The 16,939-nt window shown below is 62.9% G+C and carries 11 protein-coding genes; 5 read left to right on the forward strand and 6 right to left on the reverse strand.

Going from position 1 to position 16,939, the window contains the following annotated elements; genetic code table 11:
- The first annotated feature begins 348 nt into the window (after positions 1-348).
- Positions 349-3,024: a response regulator transcription factor gene (locus tag ACWICV_RS13950; protein ID WP_454091208.1), complete on the forward strand. Its 2,676-nt coding sequence runs from the start codon at positions 349-351 to the stop codon at positions 3,022-3,024.
- A 393-nt stretch (positions 3,025-3,417) separates the two neighbouring features.
- On the opposite strand, the gene ACWICV_RS13955 is transcribed toward ACWICV_RS13950, so the two are convergent.
- The 4 genes from ACWICV_RS13955 to ACWICV_RS13970 all read right to left on the reverse strand — a co-directional run bounded on the left by ACWICV_RS13955 (position 3,418) and on the right by ACWICV_RS13970 (position 8,611).
- A complete protein-coding gene (locus tag ACWICV_RS13955) occupies positions 3,418-4,254 on the reverse strand; it encodes a bifunctional allantoicase/(S)-ureidoglycine aminohydrolase (protein ID WP_454091207.1) in 837 nt (278 codons plus the stop codon).
- A gap of 10 nt (positions 4,255-4,264) precedes the next feature.
- Positions 4,265-5,518, reverse strand: a complete 1,254-nt coding sequence (locus ACWICV_RS13960) for a DUF6986 family protein (protein WP_454091206.1) — start codon at positions 5,516-5,518, stop codon at positions 4,265-4,267.
- On the reverse strand, positions 5,515-7,146 hold the full coding sequence (aceB, locus tag ACWICV_RS13965) for a malate synthase A (RefSeq protein WP_454091205.1): 1,632 nt from the start codon (positions 7,144-7,146) through the stop codon (positions 5,515-5,517). Before aceB ends, ACWICV_RS13960 begins: the two co-directional genes overlap by 4 nt.
- 79 nt (positions 7,147-7,225) lie before the next feature.
- The gene (locus ACWICV_RS13970) at positions 7,226-8,611 is read right to left on the reverse strand and encodes a malic enzyme-like NAD(P)-binding protein (protein ID WP_454091204.1); all 1,386 of its coding nucleotides are present in this window, start codon (positions 8,609-8,611) and stop codon (positions 7,226-7,228) included.
- Between the two features lie 217 nt (positions 8,612-8,828).
- Here ACWICV_RS13970 and ACWICV_RS13975 point away from each other — a divergent pair, with 217 nt between their 5' ends.
- Complete coding sequence (locus ACWICV_RS13975; protein ID WP_400289794.1) at positions 8,829-9,602, forward strand: IclR family transcriptional regulator; 774 nt, start codon at positions 8,829-8,831, stop codon at positions 9,600-9,602.
- Positions 9,603-9,755: 153 nt separating this feature from the next.
- Entirely contained in the window at positions 9,756-11,477 is a 1,722-nt protein-coding gene (locus ACWICV_RS13980) for a 3-ketosteroid-delta-1-dehydrogenase (RefSeq protein WP_454091203.1), read from the forward strand.
- Between the two features lie 60 nt (positions 11,478-11,537).
- Here the strand turns inward: ACWICV_RS13980 and ACWICV_RS13985 are convergent, their stop codons facing one another.
- Positions 11,538-13,391, reverse strand: a complete 1,854-nt coding sequence (locus tag ACWICV_RS13985) for an ABC transporter ATP-binding protein (protein ID WP_454091202.1) — start codon at positions 13,389-13,391, stop codon at positions 11,538-11,540.
- 444 nt (positions 13,392-13,835) lie between these two features.
- On the opposite strand from ACWICV_RS13985, the gene ACWICV_RS13990 reads away from it, so the two are divergent.
- Complete coding sequence (locus tag ACWICV_RS13990; protein ID WP_454091201.1) at positions 13,836-15,353, forward strand: cation:dicarboxylate symporter family transporter; 1,518 nt, start codon at positions 13,836-13,838, stop codon at positions 15,351-15,353.
- 136 nt (positions 15,354-15,489) lie between these two features.
- Here ACWICV_RS13990 and ACWICV_RS13995 read toward each other — a convergent pair whose 3' ends face one another.
- A complete protein-coding gene (locus ACWICV_RS13995) occupies positions 15,490-16,260 on the reverse strand; it encodes an SDR family NAD(P)-dependent oxidoreductase (protein ID WP_402471899.1) in 771 nt (256 codons plus the stop codon).
- Between the two features lie 89 nt (positions 16,261-16,349).
- On the opposite strand from ACWICV_RS13995, the gene ACWICV_RS14000 reads away from it, so the two are divergent.
- A complete protein-coding gene (locus ACWICV_RS14000) occupies positions 16,350-16,937 on the forward strand; it encodes a TetR family transcriptional regulator (RefSeq protein ID WP_402471901.1) in 588 nt (195 codons plus the stop codon).
- The last annotated feature ends 2 nt before the right edge of the window (positions 16,938-16,939 follow it).

Consider the following 16,939-nt stretch of genomic DNA (forward strand, 5'->3'; position numbering starts at 1 on the left):
TCTAGGGCCGCGAACTACCGGCTTGGGGGCAGTAGTAGTTTCCGCTTAAACCACTCGCAGGGACTCTGCCACGCGAAGGTGGCAGGGTCCCATCTGTGTTTTGTGATAACCAGCCTCCTAGCGTGTTCGCATCTGCCTCGGCTTGAGAATGCCCTACGGACGACTCGGTATAAGGGATCTGGAGCATGGAGTTCCAGAACATCACGTCACAAAGTGTCGATGTACGGCATCGGAAGGGCGTGTAGCCCTTGTTCAGGATACGATTACCCGTGATTCACGCATGGGTAGACTTCAATGCACTTCGAGCTTTTCCCGGCAACCATGACGAGTAGATACCGGGAGACTGCTATGAGCGAAATGGCTGTCTCGCCGAACTCTTCTGGGGGCGTGTTGCCTTCCCGTATTGATGCAGCCCAGGCTGCTCTCGAAGCGGCCCAAGACGGCGGCCAGATTTTCGTCGTTGGCGACAGTGGCACAGGTTGCACAACGTTCTCACTGCAGCTTATGGATCGCATTTGCTCCAACTTCAACTGGATCACCGGATCCAAGGCGCTGGCGGCCGTTCCATTCTCCACTTTAAGTGTGTTGGCCGCTCAGCTTTCCGGACCTCCGATAGGCACGGCGCCAACAGAACTCGTAACGGGGATTGGCCAGGCAGCAAGAACATCGGTTCTTTGGATACTCCTTGACCGCGCCGAATTTGTCGATGAGCAAAGTGCGGCAGTTTTACGTCAATTCTGCGTAACAGGCCAGATCCGCCTGCTGATAGCAACGTCCGCAGTTCGGTCGATGCCCGCTGACCTGCAGTCGCTAGTTGCCTCACCTAATTTCTTTAGGGTCGACCTAGCATCCCTCACCTACGATGATGCCGGTGCGGTACTAGCCGGAGTTCTCGGCGGCGTGGTTAATTCCAGCACCATAACCACCCTATTAGAGCATTCGGGCGCACAACCACAGGATCTTCGCGAACTCGCACTCGATGCCCTGGCTACAGGGGCCCTTAGCCTCCAACAGGGATATTGGACTCTCAATCGCAGTTGGACCCCTCAAGGCAAAAGAACGGCTGACCTTATCAGCCGTCGCTTGAGCGAACAACCCGGCAATGTCCTAGGCACTTTGGAACTCCTGGCTATTATTGGACCAATCCCATTGGAGATCGCACGCAAGCTCGCCGGGTCTAATATCGACGAGGCAATTGATGCCGACCTAGCGCGAGTTGAACTGCTATCCAGAAATCCGGTGACAGGCGAACGCAAAGAACGCCTAAAGCTGGCTCCTGGATTATCTTCGCAGCTAATTGTCAACTCCCTCAGCAAGTTGTCCTTGCGCAAGCATCTGGAAACGATCAAGAAAAAGCTGTCCTGGGATGAGTTTGATCCTGATGCACGCAGCCAATACACGAGGCACAGACTGGAAGTCGGGATCCAAGTTCCCTCCGGGGAGCTGCTCTCAGACATCGAACAGGCTTCGCAAGCAAGGCAGTTTACCCAGGTGATTTCCTTAACCGACACACTTGACCGCAGCCGAGCCGACTCACCTGACCAATGGGAACGATTAATGGCAGCCAGAGCCGACGCCTTGTATGAACTTGGCATGCCGGAAGCGGCTCTCGCATTGCTTGAAAAGCTGCTACCCGAGGGTTCAGCTGAAATACGTTTTCTCTCAGCCAAGATCGCCTATGCCGGTCTGGGGCGGCTGGAGATGGCGGAGCAGATGCTGGAAACTCGTCCCGGGGATCCTCCCGGAATTGCCGCTTACCTCATGCTGATTCGCTCTCGGGCTAACAAGATTGTCGATCAAGAAAAACTGCGAGAATACTCATCCATGCCCCAGTTGCCCATCGAGAATCGGGCAGCGTTTCTAGCTCACGTCTTTATCGAAATGTCATTCGCAGGCCAGGCAGAAGACGCCATTACCGAGTACGCGCAGCTTTCCTCATCGTCTCAGTGGGAGGAATGGCCTGCGGCAGCCCGCTCGGAACTGCTCTTCTCATTCCCTGCCATGGCTTTTGCGCTAGGTTTGAATCCCGCTCATTTCCACGATACTTCAGTGGGTGCTGAGCTGGAACATGCCAATGTCGATCACGCTAACGTGCTCGTGAGCATAGGCATGGGATATCTCGAATCTGGCATGGCTGCCCAGGCGCTAGCAACCTTGGAACAAGCAATTGGACTACTCTCTGTTGGAGATCGATATCTCGTCAAGGGATATGCGGCGGCCTTAGCTGCCTACGCTTCGATTCTTATTGGCGACAAGTCCAAGGCCGCACTCTATCTTGGTCTATACCGAGCTGAGCCAGATGTTTCAGGTCAGATCCTAAGGCCGATAGCAGAGCGTTGCCTTGTCTCCGTCCTCGCAGCACTCGGCAGCAGGCAAGCGGCTGAGCAGCATCTGCACGAACAGCTTTCGCGGGCAATGTCGTTTGGACGAAAGAACCTGGCCATGCGCCTGCTGCTTGAAGCGTGGCAGTGCGGATTACACACCGACCCTGCGAAATTGTCGGAAATCGCCCAGCAGGTACAAGGACCTCTGGCAAAGATTCTGGCCGGCTACACGGAGGCGCTTGAGAACCCTGCAGAATCTAACGTAGGTCCGTTAGTGACAGCACATCTTGCGGCGGGGCAGCAGCTACTCGCTGCCCAACTAGCTGCGGCGGCCTCACGACGCGCCCGGGATCTAGGGCGTCGTAAGGCCGCCGCATACCTATTTGCACTCTCAATTGAAATTTCCCAGACGCTGGGATCAGTAAATACACCAGCGCTAGGCCGCGCGCTAGTCGATGACAAAGTCCTGACCTCCCGTGAATACGAAATTTGCGCGCGTGCCGCCGCAGGGTCAAGCAATCTAGAAATCTCGAGTGAACTTTTCCTCTCCCAACGCACAGTTGAAGGCCACCTGCAGCGAGCTTACGCTAAATTAGGTGTTACCGACAGGCGCCAGCTTCTGCTCGGCCCAGGAACCATTGAGCTGGGGGAGCCGCCTCATGCCGATAGGTCCCCTGCACGCGAGAGCAGCGCACGCTAACCTGACTGTCATTGGACACTCGCCATTCACGAGCATGGTGAAATCTGTTGCTCGCTGACAGGAGGCCTACTGCTCCGACAATGTTGCTGGTGCGCGGAGGAGCCCGTAGCTGCCAGCGTTTCTATCCCTGACAGAGTGCGCCTGAACACCTGAATCTGCACGCAACAGCCAAGCAAAACGGCCATCGAGTTGCCTTCAGCATCCTGGCAATGCAACACGAGACGGGGTCCCGCGAGCAGGTCGCAGCCGTCCAGATTCGTTCTCCCCCGACTGCAAAACACAGGGAGTAGACGCTGTCCAGTCCCATAGTTCTCCTAGGCCGGGGCTTCACTCGCTGCCTGGGCGGAATACTTTGCCGCTGAGCCGGACAGCCAATCTGGCTCCAGCACCGGGCTACAGCTTGATCTGGCGGTTCTGATCCTTGTAGAGCAGGTAGCGGAAGTTCTCCGGGCCGCCGGCGTAGCAAGCCTGCGGGCAGAAGGCGCGCAGCGACATGTAGTCCCCGGCCTCGACCTCGACCCAGTCGCCATTCATCCGGTACACGCCCTTGCCTTCCAGCACGTACAGGCCGTGTTCCATGACATGGGTTTCGGCGAACGGGATGGATGCGCCCGGTTCGAAGGTCACGATATTCACGCCGAAATCGAAGGCCACGTCGTTGGGATCGAGCATGCGGGTGGTGCGCCACTTGCCATCGGTGCCCGGCATCGGGCCAGGTTCGATATCGCGCTCATTGCCCACCACGGGAGCCGGTGCGGCGACGCCTTCAAGCACTTCGTAGCGCTTGCGCAGCCAGTGGAAGCTGGTGGTCTCGGTGCCGTCATTGCGGGCGGACCAGGTAGCGCCGGCTGGCAGGTAGGCGAAGCCGCCGTCCACCATCACATGCTCGGTGCCCTCGATGAGAAGGGTCAGCTGCCCGGTGAGTACGAAGATGAATCCCTGCACCTGGGCCTGCGGCTCCGGCTTGGTGGCGCCGCCGCCCGGGGCAACTTCCACGATGGCTTGGGAGAAGGTGGTGGCCCCGCCGGCGACCGGGCGGTTGAGCACCCAGGCACGGGTGTTGGTCCACTCGGGGAAGACGCTGGTGACGATGTCGCGCAGCACGCCCTTGGGGATCACGGTATAGGCCTCGGTGACGATGGCCCGGTCAGTGAGCAGATCGCTCTGCGGCGGGTGGCCGCCGAAATCCGAGTAGTACGACGAGGAGTTCTGGATGGCTGGAACAGTCATGGTGTTGTCCTTAGGCGTGGGAGCGGTTCAAGGCGATCGCCTCGAGTTCGGGCAGGGTGATCTGGGCTAGTTCGGTGACCTCGTCGGCACTCACCGCACCGCAGGCCACCCCGCGGTGGATGTAGCGGGCCAAGGCCCGTGCGGTGGCCGGCTCGTCCATGATGGCCGAGTTGATCTGGTGGACGTAGTTGCGCAACCGGGTTCCGGCGGCCTGCAGTCCTTTGCGGAAGAAGGCGAAGGTGGCCAGGTAGCGGGTAACCAGCTGGTTCTCGTGCATGTCCCAGCCCTGGTAGATGCCGCGGGACAGGTGGCGGGAGACCAGGCGGGCGTGCAGTTCCCAGGCGGCCGCGATGTTCTCCGGGTCGCCGGCCGGAATGATGTTGGTGGAGCCGTCGGACAGTTCCACCCCGGTGCCGGCCACGGCCACCTGCATGACGTCCTTGGCGAAGTCCGCTACCGGGTGCTCCATGGACTGGTATCCGGCGGCCACGCCCAGCGACGCGGAGTAGTCGTAGGTTCCGTAGTGCAGCGAGGATACCCGGCCCTTGCCCGAGGCGATCAGCTGGGCCACCGGATGGGTTCCGTTGGCGGCCAGGATGACCTGCGGGGTTTCCACCTGCACTTCGAAGCGGATGCGTCCAGCTTCCAGCCCGTGGGCTTCTTCCAGCTTCTCGGCCAGGTAGACCATGGACTCGACCTGGGCCACGGTGGTCACCTTGGGCAGAGTCAGGCGCAAGCCCTCGGGCAGCGGACCGTTGGCCACAAGCCGGGTGATGAACAGGTCCAGGGTGCGGATCCCGCGGGCCCGGGTGGGTGCTTCAAAGCATTTGAAGCGGATGCCGATGCAGGCCGGGGCCTTGCCGGCGGCCAACGCGGCGGATACCGAGTCGGCCGCGGCAAGCACTGCGGCGTCCTCCTCGGCATCCGTGCGGTTGCCGTAGCCGTCCTCGAAATCGAGGCGCAGATCTTCGATGGGTTCGCTTGCCAGCTTCGCGCCAACCAGTTCCGCCAAGCGCTCTGGTTCGGCCAGCTTGAGCTTGGCCGCCAAGGCGGATAGGCCAATCAGTCCTCCGGCAGTGGCTACTGCGTTGTGGCCCCAACGTTCTGGGAGGTCCACGGTGTACTTGTCCCCGGGGACGTACACGGTATGGATCGGCTGGCGGGCTCCGGTATCCCCCGGGTAGGAGGTTTCCAGCAGCCGGTCGGTGGCGGCCAGCTTTGCTTCTACGCTGGCAAGCGTGGACTCATCGAAGGTGTTGCTCATGGCTTGGTCACGTATTCCTTTTCCAAGAGTTCGTAGGCTGGGGTGGTGAGGAAGTCCGCGAAATCCTCGTCCTTGCCGCTGGTCAGTTTCGCGATCAGTTCCGCTGCCGGCTGGTAGTAGGCGTTGAAGTGCTCTTCATTGTCGACCTCCGCGCGCAGGCGTTCAACCTCTTCGGCGAGAATGCCAGCAACCAGTTCGGCGGTGATGGTGTTGCCGGTGTCGGCGGCGACCACCTGGTTGCGGATCTGCTGCCAGATCTGCGAGCGCGAGATCTCCGCGGTGGCGGCGTCTTCCATCAGGTTGTGGATGGCGACCGCGCCGTTGCCCGAGAGCCACACGGCCACGTAGTTCACTGCCACGTAGAGGTTGGCGCGCACGCCGGCCTCGGTGACATCGCCAGGTGCGCTGGCCACGTCCAGCAGCTGGGCCGCGGTGACCTCGACTTCCGGGCGCTGGCGGTCAATCTGGTTCGGCTTCTCGCCGAGCTTCGCGTCGAAAATCTCCTTGCACAGCTCGACCAGGTCCGGGTGGGCGACCCAGGAGCCGTCGAATCCGTCGTTGGCCTCGCGGGACTTGTCCTCGCGGACCTTGTCGAAGGCGGCGGCGGTAACTTCTGGTTCGCGGCGGTTCGGGATGAACGCCGCCATGCCGCCCATGGCGAAAGCCCCGCGCTTGTGGCAGGTCTTGACCAGCAGCTCGGTGTAGGCGCGCATCATCGGCGCGGTCATCGACACGGCCGAGCGGTCGGGCATGATGAACGCTTCGCCGGCTTCGCGGAAGGTCTTGATGATGGAGAACAGGTAGTCCCAGCGGCCCGCGTTCAGGCCAGAGGCGTGCTCGCGCAGCTCGTAGAGGAATTCCTCCATCTGGAAGGCGGCCGGGATGGTCTCGATGAGCATGGTGGCGCGCACGGTTCCGTGGGCGATGCCCAGCTCGGCCTGGGCGAAGGTGAAGACCTCGTTCCACAGGCGCGATTCCAGGTAGTGCTCCATCTTCGGCAGGTAGTAGAACGGGCCCTGTCCCGATTCGGCGAGCACCTTGGCATTGTGGAAGAAGTGCAGGCCGAAGTCGACCAGTGCACCGACCGCCGGCTTGCCGTCGATGAGCACATTGTTCTCCGGTAGGTGCCAGCCGCGGGGGCGGACCACCACGACCGCGCGCGGGGCGTCGGTGCGCAGCGCGTAGGACTTGCCGGTTTTCGCATCGGTGAAGGCCAAGGTGCCCCGGGCGGCGGCCGAGAGATTGGAGATCGCATCGATGACATTGAACCAGCTCGGAGTGGAAGCATCTTCCAGGTCGGCCAGCCAGACCTTGGCGCCGGAGTTCAGCGCGTTGATGGCCATCTTGGCCGGGGAGGCCGGGCCGGTGATCTCCACGCGGCGGTCGCGCAACGCCTCTGGGGCTTCGGCGACCTTCCAGTCGCCGGTGCGCACGGATTCGGTCTGCGGATCGAAGTCGATGGACTTGGCATCGGAGAACTGCTGGCGGCGCACGCCGCGTGCGGCCAGCAGCTGATCGCGGGTGCCGGCGAACTTCTGGTGCAGCTTCTCGATGAAGGCCAGCGCTTCGCCCGAGAGGATCTGCTGGGCATCGGCGGCGACGGGGATGCTGGTGATTTCAATACTCATGGGTTGTTCCTTAACCTCTTGTGCTCTGTTCCAATGAAGGGTGCGTTGACATGCACCCTAGGGTCTTGCTGCGCAGCGCCTACTTGGCGGCGGCTGCGTCCTGCACTGCCATGGCCACATCGGAGGCGACCTGTGGGTCGAACACCGACGGGATGATGAATCCGGGGTTCAGCTCTGATTCGCTGACCCGCGCGGCAATGGCGTCCGCGGCGGCCAGGAGCATGGCGTCGGTGATCTCGGTGACGCCTGCATCCAGCAGCCCGCGGAAGAAACCTGGGAATGCCAGGACGTTGTTGATCTGGTTGGGGAAGTCGCTGCGCCCGGTGGCGACCACCGCCGCGTGGCGGCCGGCCAGTTCCGGGTCCACCTCGGGATCCGGGTTGGCCATGGCGAAGACGATGGCGCGTTCGTTCATGGCGGCGATATCGGCTTCGTCCAGCACGTTCGGGGCCGAGACGCCGATGAAGACATCGGCGCCGGCGATGGCCTCCTTCAGGGTGCCGGTGAAGTTCTGCGGATTGGTGTTTTCCGCCAGCCAGCTGCGGTGCGCATCGGCGTAGGCTTCGTTGCGGGTGATCGCGCCATTGCGTCCGCAGGCGATGATGTTCTGCGCGCCGCGGGCCATGAGCAGCTGGATGATCGCGTTGCCGGCCGCGCCGACCCCGGAGACCACGATGCGCAGGTCCTCGATCTTCTTGTCCACGACCTTCACCGCGTTGAGCAGCGCGGCCAGGGTGACAATTGCGGTGCCGTGCTGGTCGTCGTGGAAGACCGGGATGTCCAGTTCTTCGCGCAGCCGGGCCTCGATTTCGAAGCAGCGCGGGGCGGCGATGTCTTCGAGGTTCACCCCGCCGTAGACCGGTGCCAGGGCCTTGACGATCATGATGATCTCCTCGGTGTCCTGGGTGTCCAGGCAGACCGGCCAGGCATCGACATCGGCGAACTGCTTGAACAGCGCCGCCTTGCCTTCCATGACCGGCAGGGCTGCAGCCGGGCCGATATTGCCCAGCCCCAGCACGGCCGAGCCGTCGGTGACCACGGCGATGGTGTTGCGCTTGACCGTCAGGTTGCGGGCATCGGCAGGGTTCTCGGCGATGGCCATGCAGACGCGGGCGACACCCGGGGTGTAGGCACGGGAGAGGTCATCGCGGTTGCGCAGGGCGACCTTGGGGGTCACCGAGAGCTTGCCGCCAAGGTGCATCAGGAAGGTGCGGTCCGAGACGTTGCGCACGCTCACGCCATCGAGGCTATCCAGCGCCGCGCGCACGGTCTCGCCGTGGGCCACGTCGGTGGTGTTGCAGGAAACGTCCACCACCATGTGGGTGTGGTTGGACTCGGTGACATCCAGGGCCGTGATGTGCGCGCCAGCCGAACCGACCGCGCCGGCCAGCTCGCTGGTCGCGGTAATCGACGCAGGTGTCTGGACGCGAAGCGTGAGTGAATATCCCGGGCTTGGTGCTGCCATCTGATCCTCCTGTAAAAGTTTCCGTATAGTGGATACTATTATCCTCAAAATGAAAATGCAAGAGTGTTTTGTGGCGCCCAGCACGATTTTTTGCCGAGTTAATATCGGATCGTGGAAGAAAAGCCTGATTCTGCGCTATTCTTGGGACTAGGATTTCGCATCGTAGAAGTAATGCGCAGCCCTCTTCCGAAAACCAGTGCCTTTATTAGGAGCAAAGATGACGCAGACTTCCAGCAAGTCCACCACCGGCGGCGTCCAGTCCGTCGAACGTGCTTTCGAGCTCCTGGAAGTCATCGCCCGTGCCGGCGGCGAAGCGGCGCTCAGCGAGCTTGCCGCCGATACTCCCCTGCCATTGCCCACCATCCACCGCCTGCTGCGCACCCTGGTCGGCGTGGGTTACGTGCGCCAGCTGCCCAACCGCCGCTATTCACTGGGTCCGCGGCTGATCCGGCTGGGCGAGGTAGCCAACCGCCAGCTGGGCGCCTTGGCCTCCCCTGCGCTGAAGGACCTGGTCGCGAAGCTGGGCGAATCGGCGAATATCGCGGTGCTCGACGGCGACATGGTCACCTACATCGCCCAGGTGCAGTCAGCCCACTCGATGCGCATGATCACCGAAGTCGGACGCCGCGCCATGCTGCACAATTCCGGGGTCGGCAAGGCCGTGCTTTCGGTGCTGGATGACGAGCGCGTGCAGCGTTTGGTCTCGCAGGCGGGCATGCCCCCGAAGACCGCGAACACCATCACCACCCTGGGCAAGCTGTTCACCGATGTCGAGGCCACCCGCGAACGCGGCTACGCCATCGACGAGGAAGAGCAGGAACTAGGGGTTCGCTGCATCGCCGTGCCAGTACCGGGCGCGCCAACGCCGATGGCCATCTCGGTTTCCGGGCCGGTGACCCGCGTTGACGAGGCCTTCATCGACAGCGCGGTGCCGGTATTGCTGGAGGCGGCCCGCGAACTGGGACGCCAGCTGGTGGCAGCGGCGGACTAGCCGCGCCGGATCTTCCTGCCCGGTCGGACAGGCCGGCGCACCGTGGATGCAAGGTGTCCCTCCCAGCGGGACTGGGCCCCCGCACCACCAGCGGCTCGGCTAGCGTGGGCTGACGAAAGGGCTGAAGCCCGGCACCGCGCAGAGGAGTCCGACATGGCATCGAAAACCGTTCTTGCACCCGTCACCATCGATCAGCATGAAGTCGACCTGCTGGTCATCGGATCCGGCACCGGGCTGGCCACCGCGCTGGCTGCCAAGGAACTCGGCCTCAACGTTGCCGTGGCCGAGAAAACCCAGTACGTGGGCGGCTCTACCGCCCGCTCGGGCGGAGCCTTCTGGATTCCTGCCAATACGGTACTCAAGCGGGACGGCGCCGTCGATTCCCTGGAGCGCGGCGAAAAGTACATCGCATCCGTCGTGGAAGGATCCGGCCCGGCCGAGCGCTGGAAGGCCTTCCTAGAATCCGGCGACGAGACCGTCAAGATGCTCGAGCGCATGACCCGGCTGAGCTTCTTCTGGTCCAAGGGCTACTCCGACTACCATCCCGAATTGCCAGGCGGCAGCGCTGCGGGCCGATCGGTCGAGTCGCGCCCCTTCGACTTGAACAAGCTTGGCGACCAGCTGATCCGCTTCCAGCCAGCCACCATGTCCGCCCCCATGCCGATGCCAGTGACCGGTGCGGACTACAAGTGGATGAACCTCATTGCCAAGGCCCCGCACAAGGCCTTCCCGCGCATCGTCAAGCGCCTCATCCAGGGTGCCGGAGGGCTGTTGATCGGCCGTAACTACAGCGCCGGAGGCCAGGCCATCGCCGGCGGCATGTACGCCGGGGCGCTGGATGCAGGCATTCCCATCTGGACCGAAGCGAAGCTGGTCGATCTCGAATTCAGCGATTCGGCGGTCACCGGAGCGGTCCTGGAACAGGGCGGGGAACGGGTGAGCGTGCGCGCCAAGTACGGCGTGGTGCTGGCTGCCGGCGGCTACGACCATAATATGGCGATGCGCCAGCAGCACCAGAGCCCGTCGCTGGTCGAGGACCTGAGCCTGGGCGCCAAGGGCAACCACGGCGACGCCATTGCGTTGGCGCAGCAGCACAACGCCCAGCTGGCGAGCATGCAGCAGTCCTGGTGGTTCCCAGCCGTTGCCCCGCTCAAGCCCGGATCCTCGCCCAAGATCCTGCTCGCCGAGCGTTCGCTGCCCGGATCGTTCATGGTGGACCAGTCCGGACGCCGCTTCATCAACGAGTCCACCGACTACATGAGCTTCGGCCAGGAGATCCTGCGCCGCGAGGCGGACGGCGACCCGGTTGGATCGATGTGGCTCATCTTCGACCAGGCCTACCGCGACAGCTACATCTTCGCCGGACAGTGCTACCCGCGCATGGCCCTTCCCGAGTCCTGGTACAAGGCCGGGGTGGCCCACAAGTCGTCGTCAATCAGCGCCCTCGCGGGCAAGATCTCTGTCCCCCCGCGGGTTCTGGAACAGACCCTGGAGGCGTTCAACGAGGGCGCCGGAACCGGCATCGACGACCAGTTCCGCCGCGGCGAGTCCGCCTACGACCGCTACTACGGCGATCCGACCCAGAACCCGAATCCGAACCTGCGCGCGCTGGAAGGCAAGACCTACTACGCGGTGAAGATCGTGCTCTCGGACCTGGGTACCTGCGGCGGCGTGATGACCGATGCCCATGGCCGCGCACTGGACACATCCGGCGAGGTCATCCAGGGACTCTATGCCCAGGGCAATACCGCCGCGAACATCTTCGGCAATGTCTACCCAGGTGCCGGAGCCACCATTGGGCAGGGACTGGTCTTCGGCACCATCATCGCCACCCATGCCGCGCAGAAGGCAGGCGAACTGGTCGCCAGCGCTTAGCTTTCGACGGTTCCGGGACCGGCCGCGCCGGCCAAGGCCTGGCGCTCAGGGCCAGACGTGCTACTGCGCGAACTGGGTTTCGTGCAGCTCGCTATAGCGCCCGCCGAAGGCCAGCAGCTCGCTGTGGGTTCCGCGCTCGACGATGCGCCCGCCCTCCACGACCAGGATCTGGTCCGCCGTGCGGATGGTCGACAGGCGGTGGGCAATGATCAGCGCCGTGCGGTCTGCCAGCGCCTCGCCCAGCGCCGCCTGCACCGCCGCTTCATTCGACGAGTCCAGGGCCGCCGTCGCCTCATCCAGGATGACTACCTGGGGTGCTGCGAGCAGCAGACGGGCAATGGTCATGCGCTGGCGTTCGCCACCGGAAAGCCGGTAGCCCCGCTCGCCCACCACGGTATCCAGGCCATCGGGCAAGGAAGCGATCACCGGCTTCAGCCGGGCACGCTCCAGCGCCTCCCAGATCTGCTCTTCGGTCGCTTCGGGCCGGGCCAGCGTCAGGTTGGAGCGGATGCTCTCGTGGAAGAGGTGCCCGTCCTGGGTCACCATGGACACCGTCGAACGCAGCGAATCGAGCTCAAGCTGGCGGATATCCTCGCCGGCCAGTTCAACACTGCCCGAATCCACGTCGTACAGGCGCGCCAGCAGCGAGGCGATGGTGGACTTGCCCGCACCCGAGGAGCCCACCAGCGCGTAGGTTTGGCCCGCGGGGATCTCGAAGTCGATATCGTGCAGGACCTCTTCGCCGCCGCGGGTGTCCAGGATGGCTACTTCTTCCAGCGAAGCCAGCGAGACCTTGTCGGCGCTCGGGTAGGAGAAGCTCACGTGGTTGAATCTCACCGGCACCGCCCCGGCCTCAAGTCGGCGGGCGTTCGGGGCATCGGCAATCAGCGGCTCCAAGTCCAGCACCTCGAAGACGCGGTCGAAGCTGACCAGCGCGCTGGTGATTTCCACGCGCGCGTTGGCCAGTGCGGTCAGCGGCGTGTAGAGGCGGGTGAGCAGCATGCCCAGGACCACCACGTCGCCGGCGGCCAGATCGCCACGTACCGCGTACATGCCGCCCAGACCGTAGACCAGGGCGAGTGCCAGGGCAGCAACCAGGGTCAGCGCGGCGACGAAGTAGAACTGGCGCATGGCCATCTTGACGCCGATATCCCGCACCTTGCCGGCACGCAGCGCGAACTGCTCGGACTCGTCCTTGGGACGGCCGAAAAGCTTGATCAAGGTGGCGCCGGGGGCGGAGAAGCGCTCGGTCATCTGGTTGCCCATGGTCGCGTTCAGGTCCGCGGATTCACGGCGCAGCAGGGCCACGGACCTGCCGAAATGGCGGGCGGGCAAGAGGAAAATCGGCAGCAGCACCAAAGCGATCAGCGTGACCTGCCACGAGGTGGTGAACATGACCGCAGCGGTGAGCACCAGCGCCACGGTATTGGAGACCAGCCCGGAAAGGGTTCCGGCGAAGGCGGATTGCGCGCCGATGACATCGTTGTTCAAGCGGCTGACCAGCGCACCGGTCCTGGTGCGCGAGAAGAATGCCACCGGCATTTTCTGCACATGGTCGAAGACCGCGGTGCGCAGGTCATAGATGATGCCCTCGCCCAAGCGCGAGGAGAACCAGCGGACCACTACGGACACCACCGCATCCAGGATCGCGATCCCCGCCATGACCAGAGCCAAGTTGATGATCGTCCGCACCCCGGATTGCGCGACGACTTCGTCGACCACCCGTCCGGCGAGCACCGGGGTGATCACGGCCAGGACGGCGGCGAAGATGGAGAAGACGACGAAGACCAGCAGCCGGGACTTGTAGCTGGCTGCGAACTTCAGCACTCGCTTAGGCGTGGTTGGAGCGTAGGCCTTGCCCTTGTCTCCTGACAGCTTCCATAGCGAATGCCAGGCGGCGCTTTCCATGCTCATAAGTGAGTGCTCTCAATCCTGCTGGAAGTAATCGGTGGGTTCCACCTTTGTCCATGATCCCAGTAAGCCATCCGCGACTTCCAGGTAGGGTCAGCTTACGGCGGCCAGCCCGGGCGACACAGCCCGATTGCCCGACGCGCAATAACCGGGATCCCTGCATCAAGAACAGCGGTACCCCCGGGTTCATTCCTCGCCGGCCCCGCGCGGCACAGCACGAGCCCCCGATGGCGCGTGACACGCCCAACGCTGCCGCCATCGGCACAGCGGTACTCGGAGCTAGATAAATGCCTATCAAACACGGATTAATTCCATAATCCAGAAGGAATCCATTCCGCATAACGAAATTATCTTTTTTCATTGCGGAATATTGTGACGTGCCTTACAGTTGACACCATCCAAGCCACGGGCACATACCTCGGAGCGAGTCCATCCTCAGGAGCAGCCATGAAAATCAAATCCGCAGACGACTTCCGGGTCGCTGAGCCAACCCCCAAGAAACCTTTCTACACTTCCCTGTTCTTCCAGCTTGGCGTCGCAATCGTCGCCGGCGTCTTGATCGGCCACTTCCTGCCGAAGGTCGGATCCGAGTTGCGCCCGCTGGGCGACGGATTCATCATGCTGATCAAGATGATCATCGCCCCGCTGATCTTCCTGGTGATTGTCACCGGCATTGCGGCGGTGGGCGATGTCAAGGCAGTGGGACGCGTTGGCGTCAAGGCATTGGTCTACTTCACCTGCGCCACACTCTTCGCCCTGATCTTCGGCCTGATCATTGCCAACCTCTTCCAGCCAGGCGCCGGGTTGAACATCGACCCGTCATCCCTCGACGCCGGGGCCATCGAAGAGAAATCCGGAGAGGCCAAGGGGGCCGCCGACTTCATCCTGGGAATCATCCCGGTCAGCGTCATCGGCGCCTTCGCGGATAATAATTTGCTGCAGGTGTTGTTCTTCTCGGTCTTCTTCGGCGCAGCCATCGTGGTGGTCGGCCAGGAACGCTGCGCACCACTGCTCGCGGTGTTCGAGAACGTCCTGGAGCTGATCTTCAAGGTCATGAGCTGGGTCATGCGGGTCGCACCCCTGGGTGCCTTCGGCGCCATGGGCTTCATCATCGGCCAATACGGCATCGAGACACTGGGCACCTATGCGAAATTGATTCTCGCCTGCTACGCCGCGGCCCTGCTGTTCATCGGCATCCTCTTCCTGATCGCCTGGGGATTTGCCCGGGTTCCGCTGTGGCAATTCATCAAGTACACCCGCGAGGAATTCCTGCTGGCCCTGGGCACCGCATCAACCGAGTCGGTGATGCCTCGCATCATGACCAAGCTGACCAACGCCGGATGCTCCCGCGCCACCACCGGCTTGGTGGTCCCGACCGGATATTCCTTCAACCTCGACGGTGCGGCCATCTACTTGTCCATCTCGCTGCTGTTCCTGGCCCAGGCGTTCGGCCACAATCTCAGCTTTGGCCAGCAGCTTGCCGCCCTGGGCATCCTGCTGCTGACTTCCAAGGGCATGGCCGGCGTCCCTGGATCCTCGTTCTTGGCCCTATCGGCGACGGCAGCCGCCCTGGGCATCTTCCCGGTGGCCGGCGTGGCCCTGTTGCTGGGCGCGGACCGCATCATGGATTCGATGCGCGTTGCCGTGAACCTGCTGGGCAACTGCGTGGCCACCTTCGTGGTCGCCAAATGGGAAGGGCAGTTCGACCGCGAGGCAATGAAGCGCGCCTTCGCCGGGGAAATCACCAATGAGGACTCGGCCCGCATGCTCGGACGCGATGAGGAATGGGAAGCCATGGAGGCCGAACGCGTAGCCAACGGCGGCCAGCCTTCACCGAAGTTCGGCGGTGGCCCCACCCCGGAGGCCCTGCTCAAGTTCGATATGAGCCCGGCAACCGAAGCCGAAGCAGCTGCGGCCACGCAAAAAAGCTACCCCGATGAGGAACGCGCAGAAGCGCGCAGCTGAGTCAGGCGGTTGCCGCACGGAAAACTGCGGGGACCTTGAGAGCTAATCGGCCGGGGTGCACTGGAGCTTTCCAGTGCACCCCGGCCGATGGCCGTTCCACCTGCTGGCAGGGAAACTCGTCTCCAGGCAGGCCTTGCTAGATGGCGCTCCAGCCGGTATCCGAAGCCAGGACCACGCCGTTGATGTTGGTGCTGTCCTCGCTGAGCAGGAAGGTGATCGAGGCGGCGAGCTGGCTTGCGGTAGCCATGCCCGGGATGATGCCCATCAGCGGAGGGATTACCTGCTGGGCGAATTCGGAGGCCATTGGAGCCTCGATATTGGTCTGCACTGCACCCGGTGCCACTGCGTTGAAACGCAGCCCCTTCTTGCCGTACATGACAGCCGAGTTCTTGGTCATGCCGATGACCGCGTGCTTCGAGGCGGTGTATGCGACGCCGGCGGCCGAGCCGCGCAGGCCAGCTTCCGAAGCCACATTGACCACGTTGCCCTGGCCGGCCTCGAGCATCAGCGGGACCACCGAACGGGTCAGCTTCAGAACGGAATTGACGTTCACATTCATGACCCGTTCCCAGGTCGAGTCCTCGATCTCGTGGATCGGCTCGAACTTGTCCATAATGCCGGCGACGTTGGCCAGCGCATCGATCCGCCCTTCGCCAGCTGCCACTACCTGGTCCACTACCACTTGGTCGGTGATGTCGCCGGCCACGACGGCAAAGTCCAGATCCGGGTTCTCGGCAACAAGCTCATCGAGCCGTTCGCGGCTGATGTCCGCGGCGATCACCTTGCCGCCTTCCTTGGCCACGCGCAGCGCGGTGGCCTTGCCGATGCCCGAACCGGCGCCAGTGACCACCACTGTCTTGCCGGCAAAACGTTCTGCGGTGACCTTTTCCTGCCATGCGTTTTCCATGCCCATAACCGTTCCTTCTGGTTGCCGATGAATTGGTAGTTTCATATTATGACACACTGTGTCTTAACTCAATGGGCCATAATTGGGATATGCCTGACACCCAAGATTCCGTTGCCACGCACCTGCCTGGGCGCCCGCAGTCCATTGATCCCGACTCCGTGGCCCGCACCGCCCTGGCGCTCTTTGCCAAGCATGGCTATGGCGAAGTTTCGATGGCGCAAATTGCGGAAGAAGCGGGAATCGGACGCAAGAGCCTCTATCGCTATTTCGCTTCCAAGGCTGATTTGGTGTGGGGCGGCCTGCTGGAAGCTTCGGCCATTTCAGACGGCGCCTTCGCCTCGGCGAAGCAGGAGGGCCACGACCTGGTGGGTGCCATGCACGCTGCTGCGGTGGCAGCTTTCGATTCGCTGCCGGATCCGGAGGTCACGCGAGGACGCTTGCGGCTTATCGCGGACCAGCCCGAGCTCCTGGCCCAGGCGTCGATGCGGATGGGCAAGGACAACGAGCGGGTGCTGCGGCATTTCTCGGAAGGCGGGGTCAGCGCGCAGGCGGCGCCCTATCTGGCGCTGGCATTCGGCACGGTGACTTTTGCAGCATGGATCAGCTGGGCGCAATCTGCTGACCCCAGCCCGGAACCGTACTTGGCCGAGGCGATCAAGGTGCTTCGCTTGCCGTAGCC

Source organism: Glutamicibacter sp. NPDC055354 (genome assembly GCF_053644955.1).

Coding starts and splice junctions, on each gene's coding strand:
- ACWICV_RS13950 (WP_454091208.1), top strand. CDS start 349: ATGAGCGAAATGGCTGTCTCGCCGAACTCTTCTGGGGGCGTGTTGCCT.
- aceB (WP_454091205.1), bottom strand. CDS start 7,146: ATGAGTATTGAAATCACCAGCATCCCCGTCGCCGCCGATGCCCAGCAG.
- ACWICV_RS13975 (WP_400289794.1), top strand. CDS start 8,829: ATGACGCAGACTTCCAGCAAGTCCACCACCGGCGGCGTCCAGTCCGTC.
- ACWICV_RS13980 (WP_454091203.1), top strand. CDS start 9,756: ATGGCATCGAAAACCGTTCTTGCACCCGTCACCATCGATCAGCATGAA.
- ACWICV_RS13970 (WP_454091204.1), bottom strand. CDS start 8,611: ATGGCAGCACCAAGCCCGGGATATTCACTCACGCTTCGCGTCCAGACA.
- ACWICV_RS14000 (WP_402471901.1), top strand. CDS start 16,350: ATGCCTGACACCCAAGATTCCGTTGCCACGCACCTGCCTGGGCGCCCG.
- ACWICV_RS13955 (WP_454091207.1), bottom strand. CDS start 4,254: ATGACTGTTCCAGCCATCCAGAACTCCTCGTCGTACTACTCGGATTTC.
- ACWICV_RS13990 (WP_454091201.1), top strand. CDS start 13,836: ATGAAAATCAAATCCGCAGACGACTTCCGGGTCGCTGAGCCAACCCCC.
- ACWICV_RS13960 (WP_454091206.1), bottom strand. CDS start 5,518: ATGAGCAACACCTTCGATGAGTCCACGCTTGCCAGCGTAGAAGCAAAG.
- ACWICV_RS13995 (WP_402471899.1), bottom strand. CDS start 16,260: ATGGAAAACGCATGGCAGGAAAAGGTCACCGCAGAACGTTTTGCCGGC.
- ACWICV_RS13985 (WP_454091202.1), bottom strand. CDS start 13,391: ATGAGCATGGAAAGCGCCGCCTGGCATTCGCTATGGAAGCTGTCAGGA.